The 21269-nt window shown below is 60.6% G+C and carries 16 protein-coding genes; 7 read left to right on the forward strand and 9 right to left on the reverse strand.

Annotated features, from left to right (window positions below; translation table 11 throughout):
- Positions 1-44: 44 nt before the first annotated feature.
- Positions 45-5132, forward strand: coding sequence for a helicase-like domain-containing protein (locus tag FS819_RS25980; protein WP_156551335.1), 5088 nt, complete (start codon positions 45-47; stop codon positions 5130-5132).
- Positions 5133-5304: 172 nt separating this feature from the next.
- Here the strand turns inward: FS819_RS25980 and ligD are convergent, their stop codons facing one another.
- Entirely contained in the window at positions 5305-6351 is a 1047-nt protein-coding gene (gene ligD, locus FS819_RS25985) for a non-homologous end-joining DNA ligase (protein ID WP_156551334.1), read from the reverse strand.
- 325 nt (positions 6352-6676) lie between these two features.
- On the opposite strand from ligD, the gene FS819_RS25990 reads away from it, so the two are divergent.
- The 3 genes from FS819_RS25990 (at position 6677) to FS819_RS26000 (ending at position 10395) form a co-directional block, all read left to right on the forward strand.
- A complete protein-coding gene (locus tag FS819_RS25990) occupies positions 6677-8392 on the forward strand; it encodes a ParB/RepB/Spo0J family partition protein (RefSeq protein ID WP_156551333.1) in 1716 nt (571 codons plus the stop codon).
- A gap of 82 nt (positions 8393-8474) precedes the next feature.
- On the forward strand, positions 8475-9125 hold the full coding sequence (locus FS819_RS25995; RefSeq protein WP_156551332.1) for a DUF7007 domain-containing protein: 651 nt from the start codon (positions 8475-8477) through the stop codon (positions 9123-9125).
- Between the two features lie 685 nt (positions 9126-9810).
- The gene (locus FS819_RS26000; protein WP_197434243.1) at positions 9811-10395 is read left to right on the forward strand and encodes a hypothetical protein; all 585 of its coding nucleotides are present in this window, start codon (positions 9811-9813) and stop codon (positions 10393-10395) included.
- A 220-nt stretch (positions 10396-10615) separates the two neighbouring features.
- On the opposite strand, the gene FS819_RS26005 is transcribed toward FS819_RS26000, so the two are convergent.
- Entirely contained in the window at positions 10616-11971 is a 1356-nt protein-coding gene (locus FS819_RS26005) for a phospholipase D family protein (RefSeq protein ID WP_156551331.1), read from the reverse strand.
- A 50-nt stretch (positions 11972-12021) separates the two neighbouring features.
- On the reverse strand, positions 12022-12693 hold the full coding sequence (locus FS819_RS26010; protein WP_234624973.1) for a hypothetical protein: 672 nt from the start codon (positions 12691-12693) through the stop codon (positions 12022-12024).
- Positions 12694-13183: 490 nt separating this feature from the next.
- Between FS819_RS26010 and FS819_RS26015 the strand changes: the two genes are divergently transcribed.
- Positions 13184-13495 carry a DUF736 domain-containing protein gene (locus tag FS819_RS26015; protein ID WP_156551330.1) on the forward strand — a complete coding sequence of 104 codons (312 nt, stop codon included), beginning with the start codon at positions 13184-13186 and terminating at the stop codon, positions 13493-13495.
- A gap of 45 nt (positions 13496-13540) precedes the next feature.
- Here FS819_RS26015 and FS819_RS26020 read toward each other — a convergent pair whose 3' ends face one another.
- The 6 genes from FS819_RS26020 to traC all read right to left on the reverse strand — a co-directional run bounded on the left by FS819_RS26020 (position 13541) and on the right by traC (position 17177).
- The gene (locus tag FS819_RS26020; RefSeq protein ID WP_012648969.1) at positions 13541-13819 is read right to left on the reverse strand and encodes an HU family DNA-binding protein; all 279 of its coding nucleotides are present in this window, start codon (positions 13817-13819) and stop codon (positions 13541-13543) included.
- 83 nt (positions 13820-13902) lie between these two features.
- A complete protein-coding gene (locus tag FS819_RS26025) occupies positions 13903-14169 on the reverse strand; it encodes a WGR domain-containing protein (RefSeq protein WP_156551329.1) in 267 nt (88 codons plus the stop codon).
- Positions 14170-14263: 94 nt separating this feature from the next.
- A complete protein-coding gene (locus FS819_RS26030) occupies positions 14264-14707 on the reverse strand; it encodes a thermonuclease family protein (protein ID WP_156551328.1) in 444 nt (147 codons plus the stop codon).
- Positions 14704-16674, reverse strand: a complete 1971-nt coding sequence (gene traG / locus FS819_RS26035; protein ID WP_156551327.1) for a Ti-type conjugative transfer system protein TraG — start codon at positions 16672-16674, stop codon at positions 14704-14706. Before traG ends, FS819_RS26030 begins: the two co-directional genes overlap by 4 nt.
- Positions 16661-16876 (reverse strand): type IV conjugative transfer system coupling protein TraD, encoded by a 216-nt coding sequence (gene traD / locus FS819_RS26040; protein ID WP_197434242.1) that lies wholly within the window; start codon positions 16874-16876, stop codon positions 16661-16663. Before traD ends, traG begins: the two co-directional genes overlap by 14 nt.
- Before the next feature lie 4 nt (positions 16877-16880).
- Positions 16881-17177, reverse strand: a complete 297-nt coding sequence (gene traC, locus FS819_RS26045) for a conjugal transfer protein TraC (protein ID WP_156551326.1) — start codon at positions 17175-17177, stop codon at positions 16881-16883.
- Positions 17178-17434: 257 nt separating this feature from the next.
- Here traC and traA point away from each other — a divergent pair, with 257 nt between their 5' ends.
- Together traA and traF are read left to right on the forward strand one after the other, a co-directional pair.
- Positions 17435-20737, forward strand: coding sequence for a Ti-type conjugative transfer relaxase TraA (gene traA, locus FS819_RS26050; RefSeq protein ID WP_234624972.1), 3303 nt, complete (start codon positions 17435-17437; stop codon positions 20735-20737).
- Complete coding sequence (gene traF / locus FS819_RS26055; protein ID WP_156551325.1) at positions 20734-21261, forward strand: conjugative transfer signal peptidase TraF; 528 nt, start codon at positions 20734-20736, stop codon at positions 21259-21261. The genes traA and traF overlap by 4 nt, the downstream gene beginning before the upstream one ends.
- Positions 21262-21269 lie beyond the last annotated feature (8 nt).

A 21269-nucleotide genomic window follows, 5' to 3' on the forward strand; every position in this document is an offset into this window, starting at 1 on the left:
AACGGCGAGTGTGCCTCGGCGCGCCACCTCACAGGAGTTTTCCAATGGCGCATGACGATCCTTTCACCATCGACCTGTTCGGCAATACAGCTCTCGCATCCGGTTTCGATCTCGGTGTGCCGGGTTTCGCAGCGGACTTTGGGACCGATCTCGAGGATGACCCACCGCCGTCGACGCCGGCGCCGGCCGCCCCAGTTCTGACGATCCCAGAGGCTAAACCGCAGATGCGCGCGAGGGTCGATTTCCGACTGGAGAGTACACGCGGTCTCGCCAAATCCTGGCGCGACCGGGCGCGTGACAATATCGCCGCCATCCAACTGGCCAACGAGATCGAGCGTCACGGCCTTCCGGCCCGACCTGACCAGCAGGCCAGGCTGATCAAGTTCACCGGCTTCGGCGCGTCGGATCTGGCCAACGGCATATTCCGGCGTCCTGGCGAAGACGCTTTTCGTAGAGGCTGGGAAGAGCTCGGTGGCAATCTGGAAAGCGCCGTCGCGGCCGGGGACTACGCATCTCTGGCGCGCTGCACCCAGTATGCCCACTTCACGCCGGAGTTTATCGTTCGTGCCATCTGGTCGGGCCTGGTCCGCATGGGGTTCGATGGTGGACGGATCCTGGAGCCGGGTATCGGTACGGGGATGTTTCCGGCGCTGATGCCGGATGCTCTCTCGAAGGTGAGCCATGTCACCGGCGTCGAGCTCGATCCCGTCACCGCCCGCATCGTTCGGCTGCTACAACCGCGGGCAAGGATCATCACAAGCGATTTTGCGCGCACCGACCTGCCCGACCATTTCGATCTGACGATCGGCAACCCGCCGTTTTCTGACAGGACGGTGAAGAGTGATCCGGCCTTCCGGTCTCTCGGCTTGCGGCTGCATGATTATTTCATCGCCAAGTCCATCCACCGGCTGAAGCCCGGCGGTCTTGCGGCCTTTGTCACCTCGTCCGGCACGATGGACAAGGCCGATGCCCGCGCGCGCGAACACATCGCCGGCATGGCCGATCTGATTGGCGCCATTCGCTTGCCCGAAGGCAGCTTTCGCGCCGACGCCGGAACCGATGTCGTTGTCGATATCCTCTTCTTCCGAAAGCGCCGTGCGGATGAGACGGTTGGAAACAACACTTGGCTCGATCTCGCGGATGTCCAGGCCGAAGGCGAGGGCGGCAGCGTCCGTATCAACAGGTGGTTCGCCGATCATTCCGACATAGTGCTGGGACAGCATGCGATCACGTCAGGTCCATTCGGCGAAGCCTATACATGCCTCCCTTTTGACAATGATCTCGAAACGAGCCTGAACTCCGCGATCAGCCAGCTACCAGCCGATCTCTATGACGGTGAGCCATCCACAATCGACTTCGCCCTTGAGGACGAAGTCGCGGAAGCCATGGTCGAGCGCCCGGATGATCCAAAAGTTCGCGAAGGCAGCTATTTCATCGGCAAGGCCACGGCGCTGATGCAGGTGGTGGACGGCGTCGCTGTCCCGGTCGAGGTCAGGAAGGGCCGGAGCACCGATGGCATCTTCGCCAAGCATGCTCTCATTATCCGCAAGCTCATCCCGATCCGCGATGCGGTCCGGCTCATTCTCAAGCTTCAGGAACGCGACCAGCCCTGGCAGAAGGCGCAGGTGTCGCTGCGCATTGGCTGGTCGAGTTTCGTGCGCGAATTCGGCCCGATCAACTTCACCTCCGTCTCGACATCGGAGGATCCGGAAACCGGTGAGATCAGGGAGGTCCATCGCCGGCCGAACCTCGCGTCCTTCCTCGACGATCCCGATTGCTGGCTGGTGGCCTCGATCGAGGACTATGATCTGGAGACAAACACCGCCAGACCCGGGCCGATCTTTACCGAGCGCGTCATCGCGCCGCCGCCGGCACCAGTGATCACTTCGGCGCTCGATGCGCTCGCGGTTGTTCTGAACGAACGCGGCCATGTCGATCTCGATCATGTTGCCGAGCTGCTGCATCGCGACGTTGAGAACGTTCTCGGCGAGCTGGGCGGGGCGATCTTCTGCGATCCATCCGATGGCTCCTGGCAGATGGCCGACGCATATCTGTCCGGTGCGGTCCGGTCGAAGCTCACTGTTGCTCGCGCCGCCGCCGAACTCGATCCCGCCTTCGCCGGTAATGTCGCAGCGCTTGAGCGGGTGCAGCCAGCCGATCTCAGGCCCTCGGATATTACCGCACGCCTTGGCGCCCCATGGATCCCGGCCGATGATGTCGTCGCCTTCGTCAAAAAGATGATGGAGGCCGACATCTCCATTCATCATCTGCCGGAACTGGCGACCTGGACGGTCAATGCCCGTCAGCTGGAATGGTCGGCATCCGGCACCACCGAATGGGGCACCCATCGCCGCCATGCCGGCCAGCTGCTGTCAGACGCTCTCAACTCGTCCGTGCCGCAGATCTTCGACACGATCCGCGATGGCGAGACCGAGCGCCGGGTGCTGAACACGGTAGAAACGGAGGCGGCCAAGGAAAAGCTCGCCAAGATCAAGTCCGCCTTCCAGTCGTGGATCTGGTCCGATCCGGATCGCACTGATCGCTTAGCGCGGGTCTATAACGATACATTCAACAACATAGCGCCGCGATCTTTCAATGGCGACCACCTGCAACTCCCTGGCGCCTCTGGCGCCTTTTCTCTTTATGGGCATCAGAAACGCGGCATCTGGCGGATCATCTCAGCCGGCGCCACCTATCTCGCTCATGCCGTCGGTGCCGGCAAGACGCTGACCATGGCAGCGGCCATTATGGAACAACGCCGGCTGGGTCTGATCAACAAGGCGATGCTCGTCGTGCCAGGCCATTGCCTGGCGCAGGCTGCCCGTGAGTTCCTGGCGCTCTATCCCAATGCCCGCATTCTGGTCGCTGACGAAACGAACTTCGCCCGAGAAAAGCGTCATCGCTTCCTGTCACGGGCGGCGACCGCCAACTGGGACGCGATCATCATCACCCATTCGGCGTTTCGGTTCATCGCGGTGCCATCGGCCTTCGAGGCGCAGATGATTCAGGACGAGTTGGAGCTCTACGAGGAGCTCCTGGTCAAGGTTGATAGCCAGGATCGGCTTTCGCGCAAGCGCATCGAGCGCATGAAGGAAGGTCACAAGGAGCGGTTGGAGGCGTTGGCAACACGGAAAGACGATCTGCTGACCATCTCCGAACTCGGTATCGACCAGATTATCGTCGACGAGGCGCAGGAGTTCCGCAAGCTGTCCTTCGCCACCAACATGTCGACCCTGCGCGGTGTCGATCCGAACGGCTCGCAGCGCGCCTGGGACCTGTTCGTCAAATCCCGCTTTATCGAGACGAAGAACCCGGGCAGGGCGCTGGTACTGGCCTCGGGAACGCCGATCACCAACACGCTCGGCGAGATGTTCTCCGTGCAGCGGATGATGGATCCGGCAGCATTGTCGGAACGTGGTCTGCACGAGTTCGACGCCTGGGCCTCGACCTTCGGCGATACCTCGACCGAACTTGAACTGCAGCCGTCTGGCAAATACAAGCCCGTCACGCGCTTCAGCCAGTTCGTCAACGTGCCGGAACTCATCGCCATGTTCCGCTCCTTCGCCGACGTCGTACTGCCCGTCGATCTCAGAACCTATGTGAAGGTGCCCGAGATATCTGGTGGCAAACGACAGATCATCACGGCCGAGCCAACCGCTGCTTTCAAGGCGTACCAGAAGCAACTTGACGCGCGGAACAAGGCGATCGAGATGCGCGATGGTCCGGCCAAGCCCGGTGACGACATTCTGCTTTCCGTCATCACCGATGGCCGCCATGCGGCGATCGATCTGCGGCTGGTCGATCAGGCCATGGGCAACGAGACCGCCAACAAGCTGAACGCACTTGTCACTAACACCCACCGCATCTGGCAGGAAACCGGAGAGGCGGAGTATCGTCGCAAGGACGGCAAACCGTTCGACCGGCAGGGCGCCGGCCAGTTGATCTTCTCCGACCTCGGCACGATTAATGTGGAGGCATCCCGCGGTTTTTCCGCATACAGATGGATCCGCGATGAGCTCGTCCGCCTTGGCGTGCCGGCTTCCGAAATCGCTTTCATGCAGGATTACAAGAAGTCGGATGCCAAGCAGCGCCTGTTCAACGACTTTAATGCCGGAAAAGTTCGCGTACTGATCGGCTCGTCGGAAACCATGGGCACCGGCGTCAACGTTCAGGCTCGTTTGAAAGCTCTGCACCACCTCGATGTGCCGTGGTTGCCATCGCAGATCGAGCAGCGTGAAGGCCGTATTATTCGCCAGGGCAACCAGCATGACGAAGTCGATGTCTTCGCCTATGCGACACTCGGCAGCCTCGATGCTACCATGTGGCAGAACAATGAGCGCAAGGCCCGCTTCATTGCGGCTGCCCTGTCCGGCGACACCAGCGTTCGACGGCTGGAGGATATGGGCGAGGGGCAGGCAAACCAGTTTGCCATGGCCAAGGCGATCGCGTCCGGCGACGAGCGGCTGATGCAGAAGGCGGGGCTGGAGGCCGAGATTGCCCGTCTCGACCGCTTGCGGGCCGCGCATATCGATGACCAGCACGCCATCCGCCGGCAAATCCGCGACGCCGAACGGGATATCGAATTTTCCAGCCGCCGGATCGAGGATGTGGGCAAGGATATCGAGCTGCTGGCCCCAACATCTGGCGACGCCCTTGTCATGCAAGTTGGCGAAGACACATTCGACGAGCGCAAACTCGCTGGCCGCGCGCTGATGAAGGAAATCCTGACGCTGGTGCAGCTTCAGCAGGAGAAAGAGGTGATCATCGCCACCATCGGCGGCTTCGATCTCGCCTATCAGGGCGAGCGGTTTGGCAAGGATGGTTATCGCTATGACACCCTGCTCCAACGCACAGGTCGCGACTACGAGATCGATTTGGCCGTCACCACCACGCCGATCGGCGCGATCTCCCGGCTCGAACATGCGCTTGGCGGGTTTGAACCGGAACGCGAGAGCCATCGCAATCGGCTCACCGATGCCAAGCGACGGCTCGCCTCCTACACGCCGCGTCTGGGAGAGAGCTTCTCGTTGGAAGCCGAGCTCGAACTCAAGCTGAGCCAACTCGACGAGATCGAAAGGGATCTGGCGGCAACCGCCGACGAACCAGAGGAGGATCGCCAGGAAGCCGCGTGAACAGCGGCATACCCACCGTCACTTGAAACGAGGTCGGCCGATACACATCTATCGGTTATCACTCGTTTCGATGGTTTCCTGCAGTGGCGATTGCCGCGCGTTTGAAACCGTCCGGGTTGGAAGGGCGCTCCCCGAAAGGGTCGAGCGCCCTTTCGTTTTTTGCCTACAGGCGCTATTCCGGGAGTTTGTAGATCGCTGCGTTATCCTGCAGTTCCCGCAGGCCCTTGTACGAGGCGTGCCGCAATTTGCCGTCGTCGGTCCATGCGCGGTATTCGATCTCCGCAATCAGTGTCGGCTGAACGAAGACGGCCCCCTTCTTGTCGACGGCCACTGGAGCACGCCTGGTCTTCAGCGTGTCCAGCATCCGGCGCAGTTCGATTGCCTCTTTCTCTTTGAAGCCAGTCCCGACCGAACCGATATAGACGAACGCGTCGCCTTGGTAGGCCGCCAGCAGCAGACTGCCGATCCCGCCGCGTGCTGCAGAGGATGGCTCGTATCCGACAATCACAAAGCTTTCACTCTGGATGCATTTGATCTTCAGCCAGTCGCCGAGCCGGCCCGATCGATAAGTGCTGTCGCGGTGCTTGGCGATGATGCCTTCCAGGCCGTGCTCGCGCGCGGCCTCCAGAAGTGTCGCGCCATCCGCTTCGACCTCCTGCGAGACGCGGATCGTTCCTTCGCTCTCGCCGATCAGGTCTTCCAGCAGGTGACGACGTCCGGAAAGCTCCATCTTCGTCAGGTCGTGGCCATCGAAATACAACAGGTCGAATGCGTAGAGGATGGCATCGCCGGAGGCTTGTCTGCCCCCACGCCCGCCAAGCGACCGCTGCAGCGCGCCAAAATCCGAGCGGCCCTCGGCATCGAGCACGACGGCTTCCCCATCGAGAATGGCGGTCCCCACCCCGAGCTTGCGCGCGGCGGCTGCAATTGCCGGAAACCTGTCGGTCCAGTCATGACCGCCACGTGTGATGATCCGTGCGGAGTTCGGCTCGATGTGAACCGCAATACGATAGCCGTCCCATTTGATCTCGTAGATCCAGTCCGGTCCGGACGGCGGCTTTGCTTTCAGCAGCGCCAGGCACGGTTCGATACGATCGGGCATCGGGTCGAAGGGGAGCTGGGGTTGCGCCGGATCGCGTGGTTTGCGCGGTCGCGAGCGGATCGGGAGATCCGTCTCCCGCAAAAGCGGCTGGGATTTTTGGCGCGGTGGCTTTGTCATGGCCAGAGTTCAGCAGCAATTGCTTAAAATCGTGTGACATCGCTGGAAAATGGAAGGGAGGACGAGAGGGAGGGGAAGGAGAAGGACGAGGAGAAGGAAACCGGTTCGCTGGACGGTCCGACGGCTGCCGGTTCCCTCAATCGCGCCGGTCGCCGAGACCGGGCCAGCTTGTTTCGCAAGGCAGGTGTGCCTCGCTCTCCCGCAAGCCAGGTCTGCTCCGCCGCAATTGCAGCCGCCGTCCCGTCCTGCGGTTCGGAGGATGTCTTCGAGAAGAAGATGAGGAGGCAAGGACAGTCCGTCCGCCCGAAACCGAAAGGTCATTCCCATGCAGTTGATTACAGCCGATCCGCGCAGCCTGAAGGACAATCCCGGCCGGTCCCGCCAGTCGAAATCTTCGCCCCAGTCCGACGCACTGCTCTGCGCATCGATCCGGGCCATCGGTGTCGTCCAGCCGCCGATCGTCAAACTCGATCCGGATGGCGGCAACAGCTACATCATCGTCTTCGGCCATCGCCGTGCAGCACAAGCCATTGCCGCGGATCTCGTGGAAATCCCTCTGCTGCTGGCCGATCCTTCCGACGATCTCGGCGCCATGCAGTCGTTTGCGGAAAACATCGCCCGCGAACCGCTGAATCCGGTCGACCAATGGCGCGCCATCGAGCGGCTGGTAGCTCTCGGTTGGACCGAGGAGTCGATCGCCATGGCGCTGGCACTTCCGAGCCGGCAGATCCGCAAGCTGCGGCTTCTGGCCAACATCCTGCCGGCCATGCTCGACCAGATGGCGCGCGGCGACATGCCGAACGAGCAGCAGCTGCGCACCATCGCTGCCGCTTGCCAGGACGAGCAGGCCGAAGTGTGGAAGAAGTACAAGCCGAAGAAGCAGGATCCGCAGGTTTCGTGGTGGGAGGTCGCCCGCGCGCTGACCACGACCCGGATGCTGGCCAAACATGCAAGCTTCGGTGACGAACTGGCGCAGGCCTATGGCATCACCTGGGTCGAGGACCTGTTTGCGCCCGCCGACGAGGACAGCCGCTATACGACAGATGTCGAGGCATTCCTCGGTGCCCAGCAGGAGTGGCTTGCCAACAACCTGCCCAAGCGTGGTTCGGTCATCGAGGCCAACGAATACGGCCAGGCCAAGCTCCCCGCGAAGGCGCAACAGGTCTATGGCAAATCGGGCAAGGGTGACCTGACCGGCTGGTATATCAACGCGCGCGACGGCTCAGTTCAATCGGTTGCCTATCGCATGCCGGAGGCGAAGAAGCCCAAGCTGGTCAAGGAAGCCGATGGTGTCGAAACCGTCGTTGACGAAGTCGAGGTAACCAAGGCGCGGCCCGACGTGACCCAGAAGGGTCTCGACATGATCGGCGATCTGCGGACTGACGCTCTCCACGAGGCGCTTGCCCGCGCGCCGATCGAAGACGACACGCTGATGGCTCTGCTCATTCTGGCCTTTACCGGCACGAATGTCACGGTCGCCAGCGGCGCATCGGACAATCCCTATAGTCATGCGAAATGCGGGCCGCATGCTGCCCGGTTGATCGGCGAGAACGGCAAGCTGTCCTTCGATCGCGAGACACTGTTGCAAGCTGCGCGCTCGGTGCTGATCGAAGTCCTGTCTCTGCGGCGCAATCGCTCCGATAGCGGTCTGATCGCCCGCATTGCCGGGGATGCGATCGGCGCCGATCAATTCCTGCCCAATATGGCGAACGAAGACTTCCTCTCATGCCTGTCACGCATTGCGCTGGAGGCGACCGCGGAAACGGCGGGCGTGCCCGGTCGGATCAAGGTGAAGGATACCCGTGCGGCTCTGGTCGAGCATTTTGCCGAGGGAAAGCTGGTGCATCCGGCAGCGCTGCTGCCCCCATCCACGGACGACGTGCGGTCGTGGATTGGACGTTACACCAGCATCGACAGCGGATTGGAGGATGCCGACGACGTTCCCGATACGCTCGAAGATCAGCTTTCCGGTGGTGAGATTGTGGACCATTCTGCCGCCGAGGAAGAGGCGGACGAAGGTTTCCGCGAGGCTGCCGAATAGCATCGGTCGAACGAGTCTGAACCCGACGCCGCTGGCTGATGCTGGCGGCGTTTCTGTTTCGAGCAATCAGAAGGAGTTTGTCATGGCAAAGATCCGTGATGACATGGCCACAGAAAGAGCGGTGCATGAGGCGGAACTACGGACATTGGACCGGCCCACGATACAAGCAGGAGCGTCGACGCTTTGGGGCGTGGCGCAGGTCTCGCGGCGATATGCCGACGGTATCGTTCTGCATTCGACCGCCAGCCATGGTGGTTTCCATCTCGCCGAGAATGCCAATGCCATCGTCCATGCCCTCTATCGTAATGACGACGGATTCTACGAGGAGGATTGTGAATGGGCGAAGGTTGCCCATGCCTTTCCACAGTTGTTCACCGCCTATGAGCGGCGCTTAGCCGATCGCACACTTCGCGACTATTGCCCTGATGCCTACGAGCGCGTCACGGGCGCAATACTGAACGGCAGTCAGTCTCACATGCGGGACGCCCAAGAATTCGAGAGTGTCCACCGCAACGACTGGGTGGTGATCGCAGCTCTCAATTCCGATCAACAGCCTAGCTTTGTCGAGTGCATCGCGACGCTGGGCGGGATCCGTGGCGAGGTCGGCGAACGACGGTTCCTGGTTCCACGCTCTGACTACGTGATCGGCCGGCATGGCTTCGTCATCGATCCACTGAAGCACAAGCCATATGACGGTCCGTCCAGCTTCGTGACCTGGGCGGCAAGGCAATGACTGTCGCGTGTACCGGCATTCACCCTCCCCAAAATCAGGTGATCGATTTTATCGAGCTCTATCGCAGGATCTGGGCACGGCAGCAGGATCTCCGCTCCCGGCGGGTAGAGCGGACACTAAAAACGAAGGCGCGGTGGAAATGCAAGCACCGCATGGCCGCGTACCGATCACGGCAAGTAGATCAACGGAGCCGGGTGAGAGCAGAAAGTCCCGTCCAAGTCGAGGGCGCTGTGACGCTTTGATCGAAGGTGGAAGCCAGGGCAAGGCGGCAACTCGCTTGCGCTGGAGTGTGGTGTGGTCGAGATTTGTCGGGCCCCTTGTGAATGACGCAGCGGTGCCAAGTTCGGAGCGCCATGGCGATTGCATCATGCTGCCGAGCCAGTTCGTCGGCCGGCACAGCACCTCGGTTTTGCTGCGGTCTGACATGGGCGCGTCCCGGTCAAAGGCCGCTGGCGCGCCGCGTTGCGGCAGGTTCATCGCCTCGTCGCAAGGCAGGCCCGCGTCTGTTGCAGCCCGCAAGTGCGGGCAGCACCATCCGCAAACCATCCTCGCTCCTCCTGGCAATGCCCTGACCTTGGGCCGGGCCGCTGACGCCCATGTCCTTTTGCCCGCACCCGAGGGGCTGAGCCGGACGACAACCGGCACCCCGGGCTTCGCTGAAACATCGCTCATAAAGGATCCGATCATGGCACCGCTCAACCGCTCCACCCAGAAAAACCGTCCCGCCAAATCCCAGCGCGCCACCACACTCGAAATGGTCAGGCTCGCCTGCCCCGACGCCACCCAGGCACTGCGCATCTCCGAAAGCTTCGGCCTTGCCCTCATCGACAGCGAGGGGGTCCGCGACCTCCATCGCGGCCAGTTGATCGAAAGCGCCGATGCCCTGAAGGATGGACTCGCCGAAAAGGCCATGCAGATCCACATGCAGCGCATCGTCGGATCCTTCGTCGGATCCGCCTACGGCGCCGGTCAGTTCTACAGCCGCGCGGTCACAGAAGCCCGCGATCTCACCACGAAACTCTCCAACGATACCAGAGACGAGGACCTCGACGGCCCGGTCGGCTTCGACAGCCGCGCCCAGCGCAAGCGCGAGTTCGCAGCCGATATGGGCCTGCAGGCCCACGTGCTTCGAATGGCCGCCGAGGGTGCTGTCTCCGCTTACGAGGATATCACTGGCGAAACTTGGAAGCCTTACGAGCGCACGGTCGAGCAGCCTGCCAACTCGGTCGACAGGCAAGCCGCCACTGCCCAGATGTCAGCATTCGAATAAATGTTACGGCGGGGCCAAGGCCCCGCTTTCATTGCCGCTAACAGATCTTGCTCAGTCTCGCGAGCAAGAACGATAGCGTTTTAAGAGCAAACAAGAGGCCGAACTACCGGTCCGGTCTCACGGTCGCAGCCGGAAATCCATGCACAAGACCAATTAGTGCCCGAATGAATGAAATCATGATTATCCAGATGACGCTTTTGGTAAACCGTCTTCAATCTGATCACCCGACATGGACGGTTACGTCGTAGCCCAGAGACCGCAGTGCCTTGCTGGTTCGTCCGTTGCGAGGAGGAAACCGATCCGGAAGCGCCCAGCCGACAATCTCGCCGAGTGCGCTAACGCCTATCAACTCGATTTTCCTTTTCGGGTCGACTATGGCATCCCACAGACGTTGCGGAACATCGTCGATGCGCCCGCCGTAAAGGATGTACGACAAGGTCTCCAGAGCGGAAACACCGCCTCGTGTCGGAGCGCGATAGATTTGCCTTGCCAGAGCGTCCACCTTTTCAGGAATGTCATACGGCTGGCCGCCCTTGAGGCCAATTAGGCGATTGGGCGCACGGCGCGCGTATTCGCGAGTTGCATGGACTTTGCCAAGCACCTTGACGAACTGATCTTCAGTCAGGTGGGACAATAACTCCTCGGAAAACGCCCGACGCAGTGCCGGCGCTGTTTTGTTGAGCATCCTGTTTTCCGCAGAACTGTCCGGGAGTTTACGCCACCACTTAATCGTGGCTTCAACGGCAGCATCGGGGTCGTTGCGGTTTTTCGTAAAATGGCTTTCAAAGTCGGCCCGACGCCCGTCAAACGTGTTTTGGTAATAATGGGCATGCAGGAACTGATCGGCCTGAGCGCCCAGCGGAGCAGTGGCTCCCACCCAGGAAGGCCTATTGGCGTCGACGGAAATCTTAGCCGCAATGTCCCGGATGGTCTGAATCGTGCTGTTCCACTCGTCAAGGAAGGCTTGGCGGCGTTTTTCGTTGGCAGATTTGGTGCTCGTCCGAGCCAGTCCCGGAAAATGGGGAACTAGAGTTGTGGCGTTAAATGCTTCATCGGCTTCTTTGTGGGCTAACTTGCGCCTGGTAAGTTCCTTGTTGCGCGCCGACAGGAGATCGAAAAGTTCTTGGGTTAAAGGCGCAGCGTGCGCCTCGATTTGCGCGAAAAACTGCTCAAGCTCTAAATCGTGGCCGCCGTCGACAAGCTCCGTTTCACTTAGAAATACACCGGCTTCGACGTTGTTCCACCACGCGCTCTGAGTGAGATTTGCGGACCCGATGTAGGCACCGAAGCCTCTCCACCAGATGACCTTCGGATGAAACTGGCGAACGAGCTTGCAGACATACCTTCCGGATTTTCGGGATAAGAAACGTTCTAGTATCGGAATGCTGACGGGCACCTGCTCATCGAAACGCCCCCAAAATCGAAGGGGTAATTTGTTTTCCCAGCACCAGTCGAAAAGCAGATCATTCTCAGTTGCATAGGCCACTGCGGCATCGACGCGGTGCGTCTCTTCTGTGGCTTGGAGCAGAATATTGCGCAGGTAGTTTCCGTTAATCCCGTTCAGAAGCAGTTCCAAAACAAATCCTTTGTCGCGTTGACGTGCGTCGGTCTTTGGCTTCAATCCGATCAGAACTGGGTCGGTAGACCAGCTTCCAGTGCCGCTTCGCGCTCTGCCTGTTCCGGAAGCCACGTTGCGTTCGCTCGAATAAATAGGATGACCGTCAAGACCTCCGACAACATGTCAGAGTGGCCATCGTCGAGATCGTCGAAGTTTGCTTGACCAAACTTCAGGGCGACAGCGACGCGGCCAGCTGCGGCAAGTATCAGGTCGGGAACGTCATCGTAACCAATCGCAGCCTGTTCGAGTAGCCCGCCGATGGCGGATTTTCCGAGAGGCTCACCGGTCCTACGATCACGCCATCTTTTCCCTTCCAGATATATAAAGCTGTTTTCTGGCCCATTGCGCAATCGAATGACCGCATCCTCGTGCCCATGATAGTCGGCGGGCGGCGTTGCCATGGAAATGTCCCCGATGAGAGTATTCATGAGACCCGCCAGGCTCTCTTCCTCTTCCATGAAGACACCGATTGTTCCCGTGCGACGAAGTTCCCAGCAGGATGCGATGTGGGAAAGCGGGCGAAGAACAAACTCGTCGAGCCAATTGCTTCGTCCGAAGAAAGAAACGACCGCTTCAGATGACCAGGCGATTTCATTTTTAGATTGTCGTTTGTGTACCACGGGCTTTTCCTCTTGGCCGGATCTACCCGGACGATCTTTTATCGCACCACCGAGGATCATCTGATCTGGCATCGTACAGGACTGTACCGCGACAATCGACCCGGCTGGTTTCCAGCATCGCCCACTTTCAAATGCCCTGCTTCGGTTTCCGAGTCGATTTGATTGCGACAATGAAAAGCGTTGGTTCAGTCCACTATTGCCGCGCTATTTGCTGGCCTCGTTATGAACCTGTTGCAATGTATTCCGCCCAGATGGTTGCCATTGCCGTACCCCTTTATCTGCTAGCTGGCACGTCCACTGCGGTCTCGATGGGGCATGTCTGACCAAAGATCGCCTCACTGCTTTCGGCTCGATCGGCATCCGCAACGGCCGGATCGTTTTCTTCCCCTGTCGGCTTTGCCGTCATTCCTCGCGAGACAAGAAAGCCTCTCCTTTGGCCGTCCTCCACTCCGTTTCGGCCTTTCAGGTGCAGGCCGATCGTCCCCGGTCCTATCGACTGCCATCGAGGCCGCGATGGACGCGGCCCGAACAACCGAAAAGGAATACGACAATGGCAACCATCGGCTCTTTCACCGCCTCCAGCAACGGCTTCTCCGGCACCATCAAGACCCTCAACCTCAACGTCAAGGCAACCATCCGCACTGTTGAGCGCACTTCCGAAAAGGGCCCGGACTACCGCATCCTCGCAGGAGCTACGGTCGAATTCGGCGCAGCCTGGAAGAAGACCTCGAACGAAGGCCGCGACTACCTCTCGGTCAAGCTCGACGACCCGAGCTTCCCGGCCCCGATCTACGCAACGCTGATCGAGGTCGAAGGCGAGGAAGGCCTCTCCCTCATCTGGTCCCGATCGAACCGGGACTGATACCGGATGCCCCGCCCGCCAAGGCGGGGCTCTCCACGTCAGGGATCACTTGTTCAGTGCATCCTTGAGCGCCTTGGCAGGCGCAAAGGTCAACTTCTTCGAAGCGGCAACAGTCATCTTTTCTCCGGTCGCAGGATTGCGGCCCTCGCGCTCAGGTGATGCTTTCACCTTAAACTTGCCGAAGCCTGGGATCGACGTTTCTGCATCAGAGCCTGCGGCATCGGCGATGGCCTGGAACACGGCCTCGACAATACCCTTGGCCTGAACTTTCGTCAGGCCGTTGTCGGCTGCAATCTTGTCGGCGATTTCATTGGTGGTGGTCATGGAATTCCTCGTATCTTGTTGTCAAAGACAAAATCCGTGCCAGCTTCTGACCGGATTGTCATTGGCGACCACGGGGACGAGGATCAGATCCGCTGGATGTCCACAGGTGGTTTCGGCCGATAGCCCCGCTTACGCTTCTCGCGAAGGACATTGAGGAACAGGTTGATGGCCTGGCTCTCGTTGTCGAACAGATGCACCATCTGCTGTCCGCGCGTTCCGATCCGGCCCCAGGCGCGCACAAGAGACACCTCGCCAAACAGTGTCGGCTGAACGGCCAATGCGTAAAACCGCGCCATGTTCTTTTCTGGCGCGATACGCTCGACATAGAGGTGGTAGGGCTGCGTGATCATAACAGAAGAATCGCGCGTTCGGATTCGGCCGTCCAATGAGAGTTTTGAATCGGACAGGCATTATCGATTCACGACAGTGATCCGTGCATCCGTTTCATTCGCACCAACTCCGTCGTGATCCTTCCCACTTCCGAGCCAAGCCTTCGGCGACGAGAATATCGCCGACCGATCGTCGCTCGCGGTAGACGATCCTGAGCTTGCGACCGAAGCGATCTTCATCTCTGGCGGTCGTCTTGAACGAGACCGGACCCGAATTGAGGATGTCGAGCAGACGCTGTTTCGCCGCAAGTCCGCGCTCGCGTTCGCGCTCGCATCTTGGCGGGCTGAGCTCCGGCGTGTCGATGTCGGCGATCCTGATCTTCTCACCTCGAAACCAGAACGTATCACCATCCACCACGCAGGTGATCCTATGGCCGCCGTTGCACATCGAGAAGGTTTCACTTGCACTGCTTGAAGGCTGGGCTGAGGCGACAGATGCGAGGAAGCCAATGGCTAAGGGGGATAGGCTGGCAATTGCCGTAAAAAGTCTCAATGTCATGTCGCCTCTGTGTCTGTCGTCGGAGCGGCCTTATAGCTCTTCACCCCTTCTGTGATTTGCTTGTGAAAACGGTTTTCTCCAACGGACGCGCTCATATCCTTGCGTCTGAACCAGATGGCGCGTCCACATCTGAGCGGCGGATTGCCTGACGTGAACACGATCTGCTCGTCAGCGCGCATGCGCAGCACCTCATGCGGCAGCATCAGCGGCCGGCGGCTGAGCTGCCGGGAGCGTGAGCGCGACGATCCCTTCATCCCTGAAGAGCGGTTTGTCTGGTCGACTTCGACTGTCGTATCGCCGCAGCGTTTCGAGATATAGTCGGCCGTGTCGGGATCGTTGATCGCGGCAAACGAGATCCACGACGCGGATTCGAACCACTTGCTCGTCGCGTCCCGCCCGCCATAGGCCTCGCGCATCTGGCCGATGGACTGGAAGATCATCGTCAGCGTGATGCCATATTTGCGCCCGGCGTCGCGCGCGGTCTCTAAGATCCGCAGATAGCCGAGCCTGGCGACCTCATCAAGCAGGAAGAGCGCGCGACCTTTGACATCGCCATTTCGATTGTAGATGGCATTGAGCAGCGATCCGATAACCACACGCGCCAGTCCCGGATGGGCTTCGAGTACCTTCAGATCGAGCGCGATGAAGATGTCTGTCCCGCCATCGGCGAGATCGTCGGTCGAGAAACTGTCGCCCGAGACGAGCGCGGCATAGTTGGGATAGGACAGCCAGTGGGTCTCCTTCACCGCATTGGCGTAGACCCCGGAAAAGGTCTCGGGTGTCATGTTGACGAAGACCGAAACATTCTCCTTCACGAAGTCCGATTCCGACTGTTCGTAGATCTTGGTCAGGCGCGCCCGCAGCTGTGGCTCTGGCTCCGAAAGATTCTTCCGCACACGGCGCAGCGTCTGGTCTTCCTCGTCCGTGTGACCGGACAGGCAGACGTCTGCGATCAGGGCTGTCAGAAGCTGCATCGCCGATGCCCGGAAGAAGTCGTCGCGGGCAGACGCTGATCGCGGATTGTCGGTCATGATCCACGTTGCGACTGCGACGATGTCTTCTTCCTTCGTGCTGCCGTGTCGCCCGATCCAGTCGAGCGCATTGAAGCCGATGCCTGACGTCGAGGGATCGAGAATGATCACCTTCCGGCCAGCCTTGCGGCGATGCTCCGATACCATCGGCGCGACCTCGCTCGACGGGTCGAGGACGACGAGGCCGCCACCCCACTTGAGCGCGGTCGGGACCGTGACCGACGTCGTCTTGAAACCGCCTGAGCCGGCGAAGACGATGCCATGCGAGGAGCCGAAGGAGCCGTCGAAGCATAGGAGCGGGCTCTTGCCTCCCGCGCCCCAGGTCGACGGATCATCGGCGCGGAACGACACAGCCGCAACGCTATCGCGATCGACGCGATACCGTTCGCCGACGACGACGCCGCCTGGATCGGGGAAGAGCTTTGCAGCCTCCTGCACCTTCATCCAGTCGGCCTCGCCATGCACCGCTCGCTTTCCCCCAATCCGCCGTGGTGCGGCTTTGGCAAAAGCTGCGTTACCCTTCATCGCGACGCGCAGCGCGAAGACACCGGCAAGGAACGTTGTCGATGCGCCAAGCATCGTTGCGGGATCCACATATCCGAGCACGGATTGTCCTTCCGGAATTTCGCCGGCGATCCCGGCCAGGCGAACCCCCTCGCGCAGGAGAGCGATGAGGATTGCCACTCCATTTCCGCTGAAGACGCCCCATCCCGCAGCCTTGATACCCACTGCGCCATTTGCCGCGAACAGAAAGATCGTGCCGATTGCAGCCGCGATGGCATAGGGCAGCGCGAGGCCGATACGCCCGAGCATCAGTTTGGCCTGCGCCGTCTTTCCGAACGCGGCGAGCCAGTGTTCGACGCCCGGCATTAGAACCACTACGACGATCATCGTCGTGGCCGGGATGACGGCGAGGAACACTTTACTCGCCGTCATGAGCGAACGCCTCCGCGCCTATCGCCGTGAGGCGCGATTGCTCCGCATCGTCGCCCTTCAGGCGACGACTGGCATCGATCAGCAGGCCCAGCAGTAGTGCCCGCTTCTCATAGCGCAGTCCTGCCTTGACGATGAGGCCACCGAGCTCGATTTTTTCGCGCGTGTCTTTCTTTCGCGCGTCAGTCGTCAACGTGCGGGCCATCCGTTCAAGCCTCACCAGGCCTGCCCGCAGCCGCGCCAGACGCGATCGTCGCGGATGTTTCACCACCGGTACGACCATCCCCGGAATTCTTCTTCCCGGTCGCAACTCCTTTGACTCCGCGAAACCGCCCGGTGATCTCCTCGAACGCCGCCTGTAGTTCGGTCTCCTCGATCTCGATCTCACCGAGACCGGCCTTCAGCGCGATCCGGCCAATGCGTTCGGCCTCGCGTGTGTCTGCTTGTCTCAGCTGATCCTGCAATCTGGCGATTTCTTCCCTGATCTTCGATGATGGTTTCTTCATTCCGGTCGCATCTCCCTGGGAATCTTGCGGCGTTTGTCTCGCTGCAAGATTTCCCCAAAAGCACTTCCGAAGGAATGTGCAGATCTGCACGTCGGCAAGGCCGACACTTTGGAGGATGATCCCGCCGTTCCGAAGGAGCGGATCCAAGGGCGCAATTATACGTCGCTGATGCGACGTGCTTGCCCACGGCCCTGGCGGGGCCGTCGTAGGGTGGCCGCTCCCGACGAACGAAGTTCGAACCGGGAGTGCTTTACGCCGTGGCCATCGCCCATTTCTCAGCCAGCATCGTCAGCCGCGGCGGCGGCCGCAGCGTGGTGCTGTCTGCCGCCTACCGGCACTGCGCGAAGATGGAATATGAGCGCGAGGCCCGCACCATCGACTACACCCGTAAAGAGGGGCTTGTGCATGAGGAATTCCTGCTCCCGGCCGATGCCCCGAAATGGGTCCGCGCGATGATCGCCGACCGCTCTGTCGCCGGAGCTTCGGAAGTCTTCTGGAACAAGGTCGAGGCGTTTGAGAAGCGCTCCGATGCGCAGCTTGCCCGGGACCTGACAATCGCTCTTCCGCTGGAGTTATCGACCGAGCAGAACATCGCTCTGGTGCGTGACTTCGTTGAGAAGCATATCCTCGCAAAAGGTATGGTCGCCGACTGGGTTTACCATGATAATCCCGGCAATCCGCATATCCATCTGATGACCACATTGCGCCCGCTGACCGAGGACGGGTTCGGATCGAAGAAGGTGGCGGTCATCGGCGAGGACGGCCAGCCAGTCCGCACGAAGTCCGGGAAAATCCTTTATGAGCTTTGGGCGGGTTCGACAGACGACTTCAACGTCCTGCGCGATGGATGGTTCGAGCGGCTGAACCATCACCTGGCGCTTGGCGGGATCGATCTCCGTATCGACGGCCGTTCCTACGAGAAGCAGGGGATCGACCTCGAACCGACGATCCATCTCGGCGTTGGCGCCAAGGCGATCGAGCGCAAGGCGCAGGAGCAGGGCGTCCGGTCAGAGCTTGAGCGCCTCGAATTGAACGAAGAGCGGCGGAGCGAAAACACCCGCCGCATTGTGAACAATCCAGCCATTGTGCTTGACCTGATCACGCGAGAGAAGAGCGTCTTCGATGAACGCGATGTCGCCAAGGTTCTGCATCGTTATGTCGATGACCCGGCTGTCTTCCAGCAGATGATGTTACGCATCATCCTGAACCCCGAGGTTCTCCGGCTGCAGCGCGACACGATCGACTTTTCCACCGGGGAGAGGGTGCCCGCCCGTTATTCGACCCGGGCGATGATCCGGCTGGAAGCGACGATGGTGCGGCAGGCGTTATGGCTGTCGAACCGGGACGGTCATGCTGTCTCTGAAGCAGCTCTGGCCGCAACGTTCCGGCGGCATGAGCGGCTCTCGGAAGAGCAGAAAACCGCGATCGTGCGGATCGCCGGTCCCGCCCGGATCGCGGCCGTGGTTGGACGCGCCGGTGCTGGCAAGACCACGATGATGAAGGCGGCGCGTGAGGCATGGGAACTGGCCGGCTATCGTGTGGTCGGTGGCGCGCTTGCGGGCAAGGCGGCTGAAGGTCTGGAGAAGGAGGCTGGCATTCAGAGTCGCACGCTCGCGTCGTGGGAGCTGCGCTGGAACCGTGGTCGAGACGTTCTCGATGACAAGGCAGTCTTCGTCATGGACGAGGCCGGCATGGTCGCCTCAAAACAGATGGCCGGCTTCGTCGATACCGTCGTCAGGGCAGGCGCCAAGATCGTACTGGTTGGCGATCCCGAACAACTCCAGCCGATCGAGGCGGGTGCTGCCTTCCGCGCCATCGTTGACCGCATCGGTTATGCCGAACTCGAGACGATCTATCGCCAGCGCGAGGACTGGATGCGCAAGGCATCGCTCGATCTGGCCCGAGGCAACGTGGAAAAGGCGCTGACCGCCTATGATGCCAATGTCAGGATCACGGGAACGCGCCTCAAGGCCGAGGCGGTCGAGCGGCTGATCGGTGACTGGAACAACGATTACGATCAGTCGAAGACAACGTTGATCCTCGCGCATCTGCGCCGCGACGTGCGGACGCTGAACATTATGGCCCGCGAAAAACTCGTCGAACGCGGCATTGTCGGTGAGGGCCATGTCTTCAAAACGGCTGACGGCATTCGCCAGTTCGACGCGGGCGACCAGATCGTCTTTCTGAAGAACGAAGGGTCGCTCGGCGTCAAGAACGGCATGATCGCTCATGTCATTGAGGCCGCACCGAACAGGATCGTCGCTGTCATCGGAGAGGGTGATCAGCGACGGCACGTCATCGTTGAGCAGCGCTTCTACAGTAATCTCGATCATGGTTACGCCACCACGATCCACAAAAGCCAGGGCGCTACCGTCGACCGCGTGAAGGTGTTGGCAAGCCTCTCCCTCGACCGGCATCTGACCTACGTGGCGATGACCCGCCATCGCGAGGATTTGCAGCTTTACTACGGCCACCGGTCCTTCGCCTTCAATGGCGGCCTGGCCAAGGTACTCTCCCGAAAGAATGCCAAGGAGACCACGCTCGATTACGAACGCGGAAAGCTTTACCGCGAGGCGCTCCGGTTTGCGGAAAGCCGCGGGCTCAACATCGTCCAGGTGGCCCGCACCCTTGTCCGAGACCGGCTCGACTGGACGCTGCGCCAGAAGACGAAATTGGTCGATCTCGGGCAGCGCCTTGCCGTCTTTGCAGAGCGTCTCGGTCTGCACCACCCCTTAAAAATCCAAACAATGAAGGAGGCCGCGCCCATGGTCGCAGGCATCAAAACCTTTTCCGGTTCCGTCGCCGATACGGTGGAGCACAAGCTCGACACCGATCCAGCCCTCAGACAACAATGGGAAGAGGTCTCGACCCGTTTTGCTTACGTCTTTGCTGATCCCGAGACCGCCTTCCGGGCGATGAACTTCGATGCGGTTCTAGCGGATAAGGAAACGGCTAAACTGGCGCTTCAGACGCTGACGACCGCCCCGGCGTCGATCGGACCGCTGAAGGGCAAGACCGGCATTCTTGCCAGCAAGACTGAGCGCGAGGACCGTCGCGTTGCGGACCTCAATGTTCCGGCCTTGAAGCGCGATCTTGAGCAGTATCTGAGGATGCGCGAGACCGCCGTGCAGCGGCTGCAGGCTGACGAGCAGGTATTGCGTCAGCGCGTGTCGATCGACATCCCGGCACTGTCGCCGGCAGCGCATGTGGTGCTGGAGCGCGTGCGTGATGCGATCGACCGCAACGATCTGCCGGCGGCTATGGCCTATGCACTCAGCAATCGCGAAACTAAGACTGAGATCGACGGGTTCAACCAAGCCATCACCTCACGCTTCGGCGAGCGTACCCTGCTCACCAATGCAGCGCGTGAGCCGTCCGGAAAGCTGTTTGACAAACTCTCCGAAAGGATGCAGCCCGAGCAGAAGGAGCGTCTGAAGGACGCCTGGCCGATCATGCGCACGTCCCAGCAGCTCGCCGCTCACGAGCGCACGGTCCAGACCCTGCGGCAGGCCGAGGATTTGCGTCTCGCCCAGCGCCAGACGCCGGTGATGAAGCAATGAGGCGGCGGCTTCTTCTGTTCCTGGCCGGCGCGGGCGGGGCGATCGCCGCACTAGTGGCAGTCGCCTATATGGGCGGCTTTCGGTTGAACCTGACGCCGAGCGAGCCGCTTGGGCTCTGGCGTATCGTGGCCCTGCAGCGTCCGGTCGAAGCCGGCGATCTCGTGTTCATCTGCCCACCGGTGACCGCCTCATTCGAGGAGGCACGCCGCCGCGGCTATGTCAGGCGTGGCCTCTGCCCCGGCGGCTTTGCGCCGCTGATCAAGACAGTCGCGGCACTTCCCGGACAGCATGTCGAGATCGGCGTGAATGTCACTGTCGACGGCAGGCCTCTCGCCTCATCGATCGTTCGCGCGAGCGATGGCGAGGGCAGGCCGATCACACCGTTCAAAACCGGCATCGTGCCACTGAGAAATCTGTTCCTTCACTCATCCTTTGCGAGCTCCTATGATAGTCGGTATTTTGGGCCGGTTCCCGACGCGGGCCTTCTCGGCCTGGCGCGGCGGGTCCTCACTTTCGAACCGTAGTTGGCGGC

It is taken from the genome of Allorhizobium sp. Av2 (assembly GCF_021462805.2).
Classification (GTDB): domain Bacteria; phylum Pseudomonadota; class Alphaproteobacteria; order Rhizobiales; family Rhizobiaceae; genus Allorhizobium; species Allorhizobium vitis_G.

Bases quoted from the DNA above. Each gene is read 5' to 3' on its own strand.
- FS819_RS26000 (WP_197434243.1), top strand. From the start codon at position 9,811: ATGGCACCGCTCAACCGCTCCACCCAGAAAAACCGTCCCGCCAAATCC.
- traF (WP_156551325.1), top strand. From the start codon at position 20,734: ATGAGGCGGCGGCTTCTTCTGTTCCTGGCCGGCGCGGGCGGGGCGATC.
- ligD (WP_156551334.1), bottom strand. From the start codon at position 6,351: ATGACAAAGCCACCGCGCCAAAAATCCCAGCCGCTTTTGCGGGAGACG.
- FS819_RS26030 (WP_156551328.1), bottom strand. From the start codon at position 14,707: ATGACATTGAGACTTTTTACGGCAATTGCCAGCCTATCCCCCTTAGCC.
- FS819_RS25995 (WP_156551332.1), top strand. From the start codon at position 8,475: ATGGCAAAGATCCGTGATGACATGGCCACAGAAAGAGCGGTGCATGAG.
- traG (WP_156551327.1), bottom strand. From the start codon at position 16,674: ATGACGGCGAGTAAAGTGTTCCTCGCCGTCATCCCGGCCACGACGATG.
- traC (WP_156551326.1), bottom strand. From the start codon at position 17,177: ATGAAGAAACCATCATCGAAGATCAGGGAAGAAATCGCCAGATTGCAG.
- traD (WP_197434242.1), bottom strand. From the start codon at position 16,876: ATGGCCCGCACGTTGACGACTGACGCGCGAAAGAAAGACACGCGCGAA.
- FS819_RS26015 (WP_156551330.1), top strand. From the start codon at position 13,184: ATGGCAACCATCGGCTCTTTCACCGCCTCCAGCAACGGCTTCTCCGGC.
- FS819_RS26010 (WP_234624973.1), bottom strand. From the start codon at position 12,693: ATGATCCTCGGTGGTGCGATAAAAGATCGTCCGGGTAGATCCGGCCAA.
- FS819_RS25990 (WP_156551333.1), top strand. From the start codon at position 6,677: ATGCAGTTGATTACAGCCGATCCGCGCAGCCTGAAGGACAATCCCGGC.
- FS819_RS26025 (WP_156551329.1), bottom strand. From the start codon at position 14,169: ATGATCACGCAGCCCTACCACCTCTATGTCGAGCGTATCGCGCCAGAA.
- FS819_RS26020 (WP_012648969.1), bottom strand. From the start codon at position 13,819: ATGACCACCACCAATGAAATCGCCGACAAGATTGCAGCCGACAACGGC.
- FS819_RS25980 (WP_156551335.1), top strand. From the start codon at position 45: ATGGCGCATGACGATCCTTTCACCATCGACCTGTTCGGCAATACAGCT.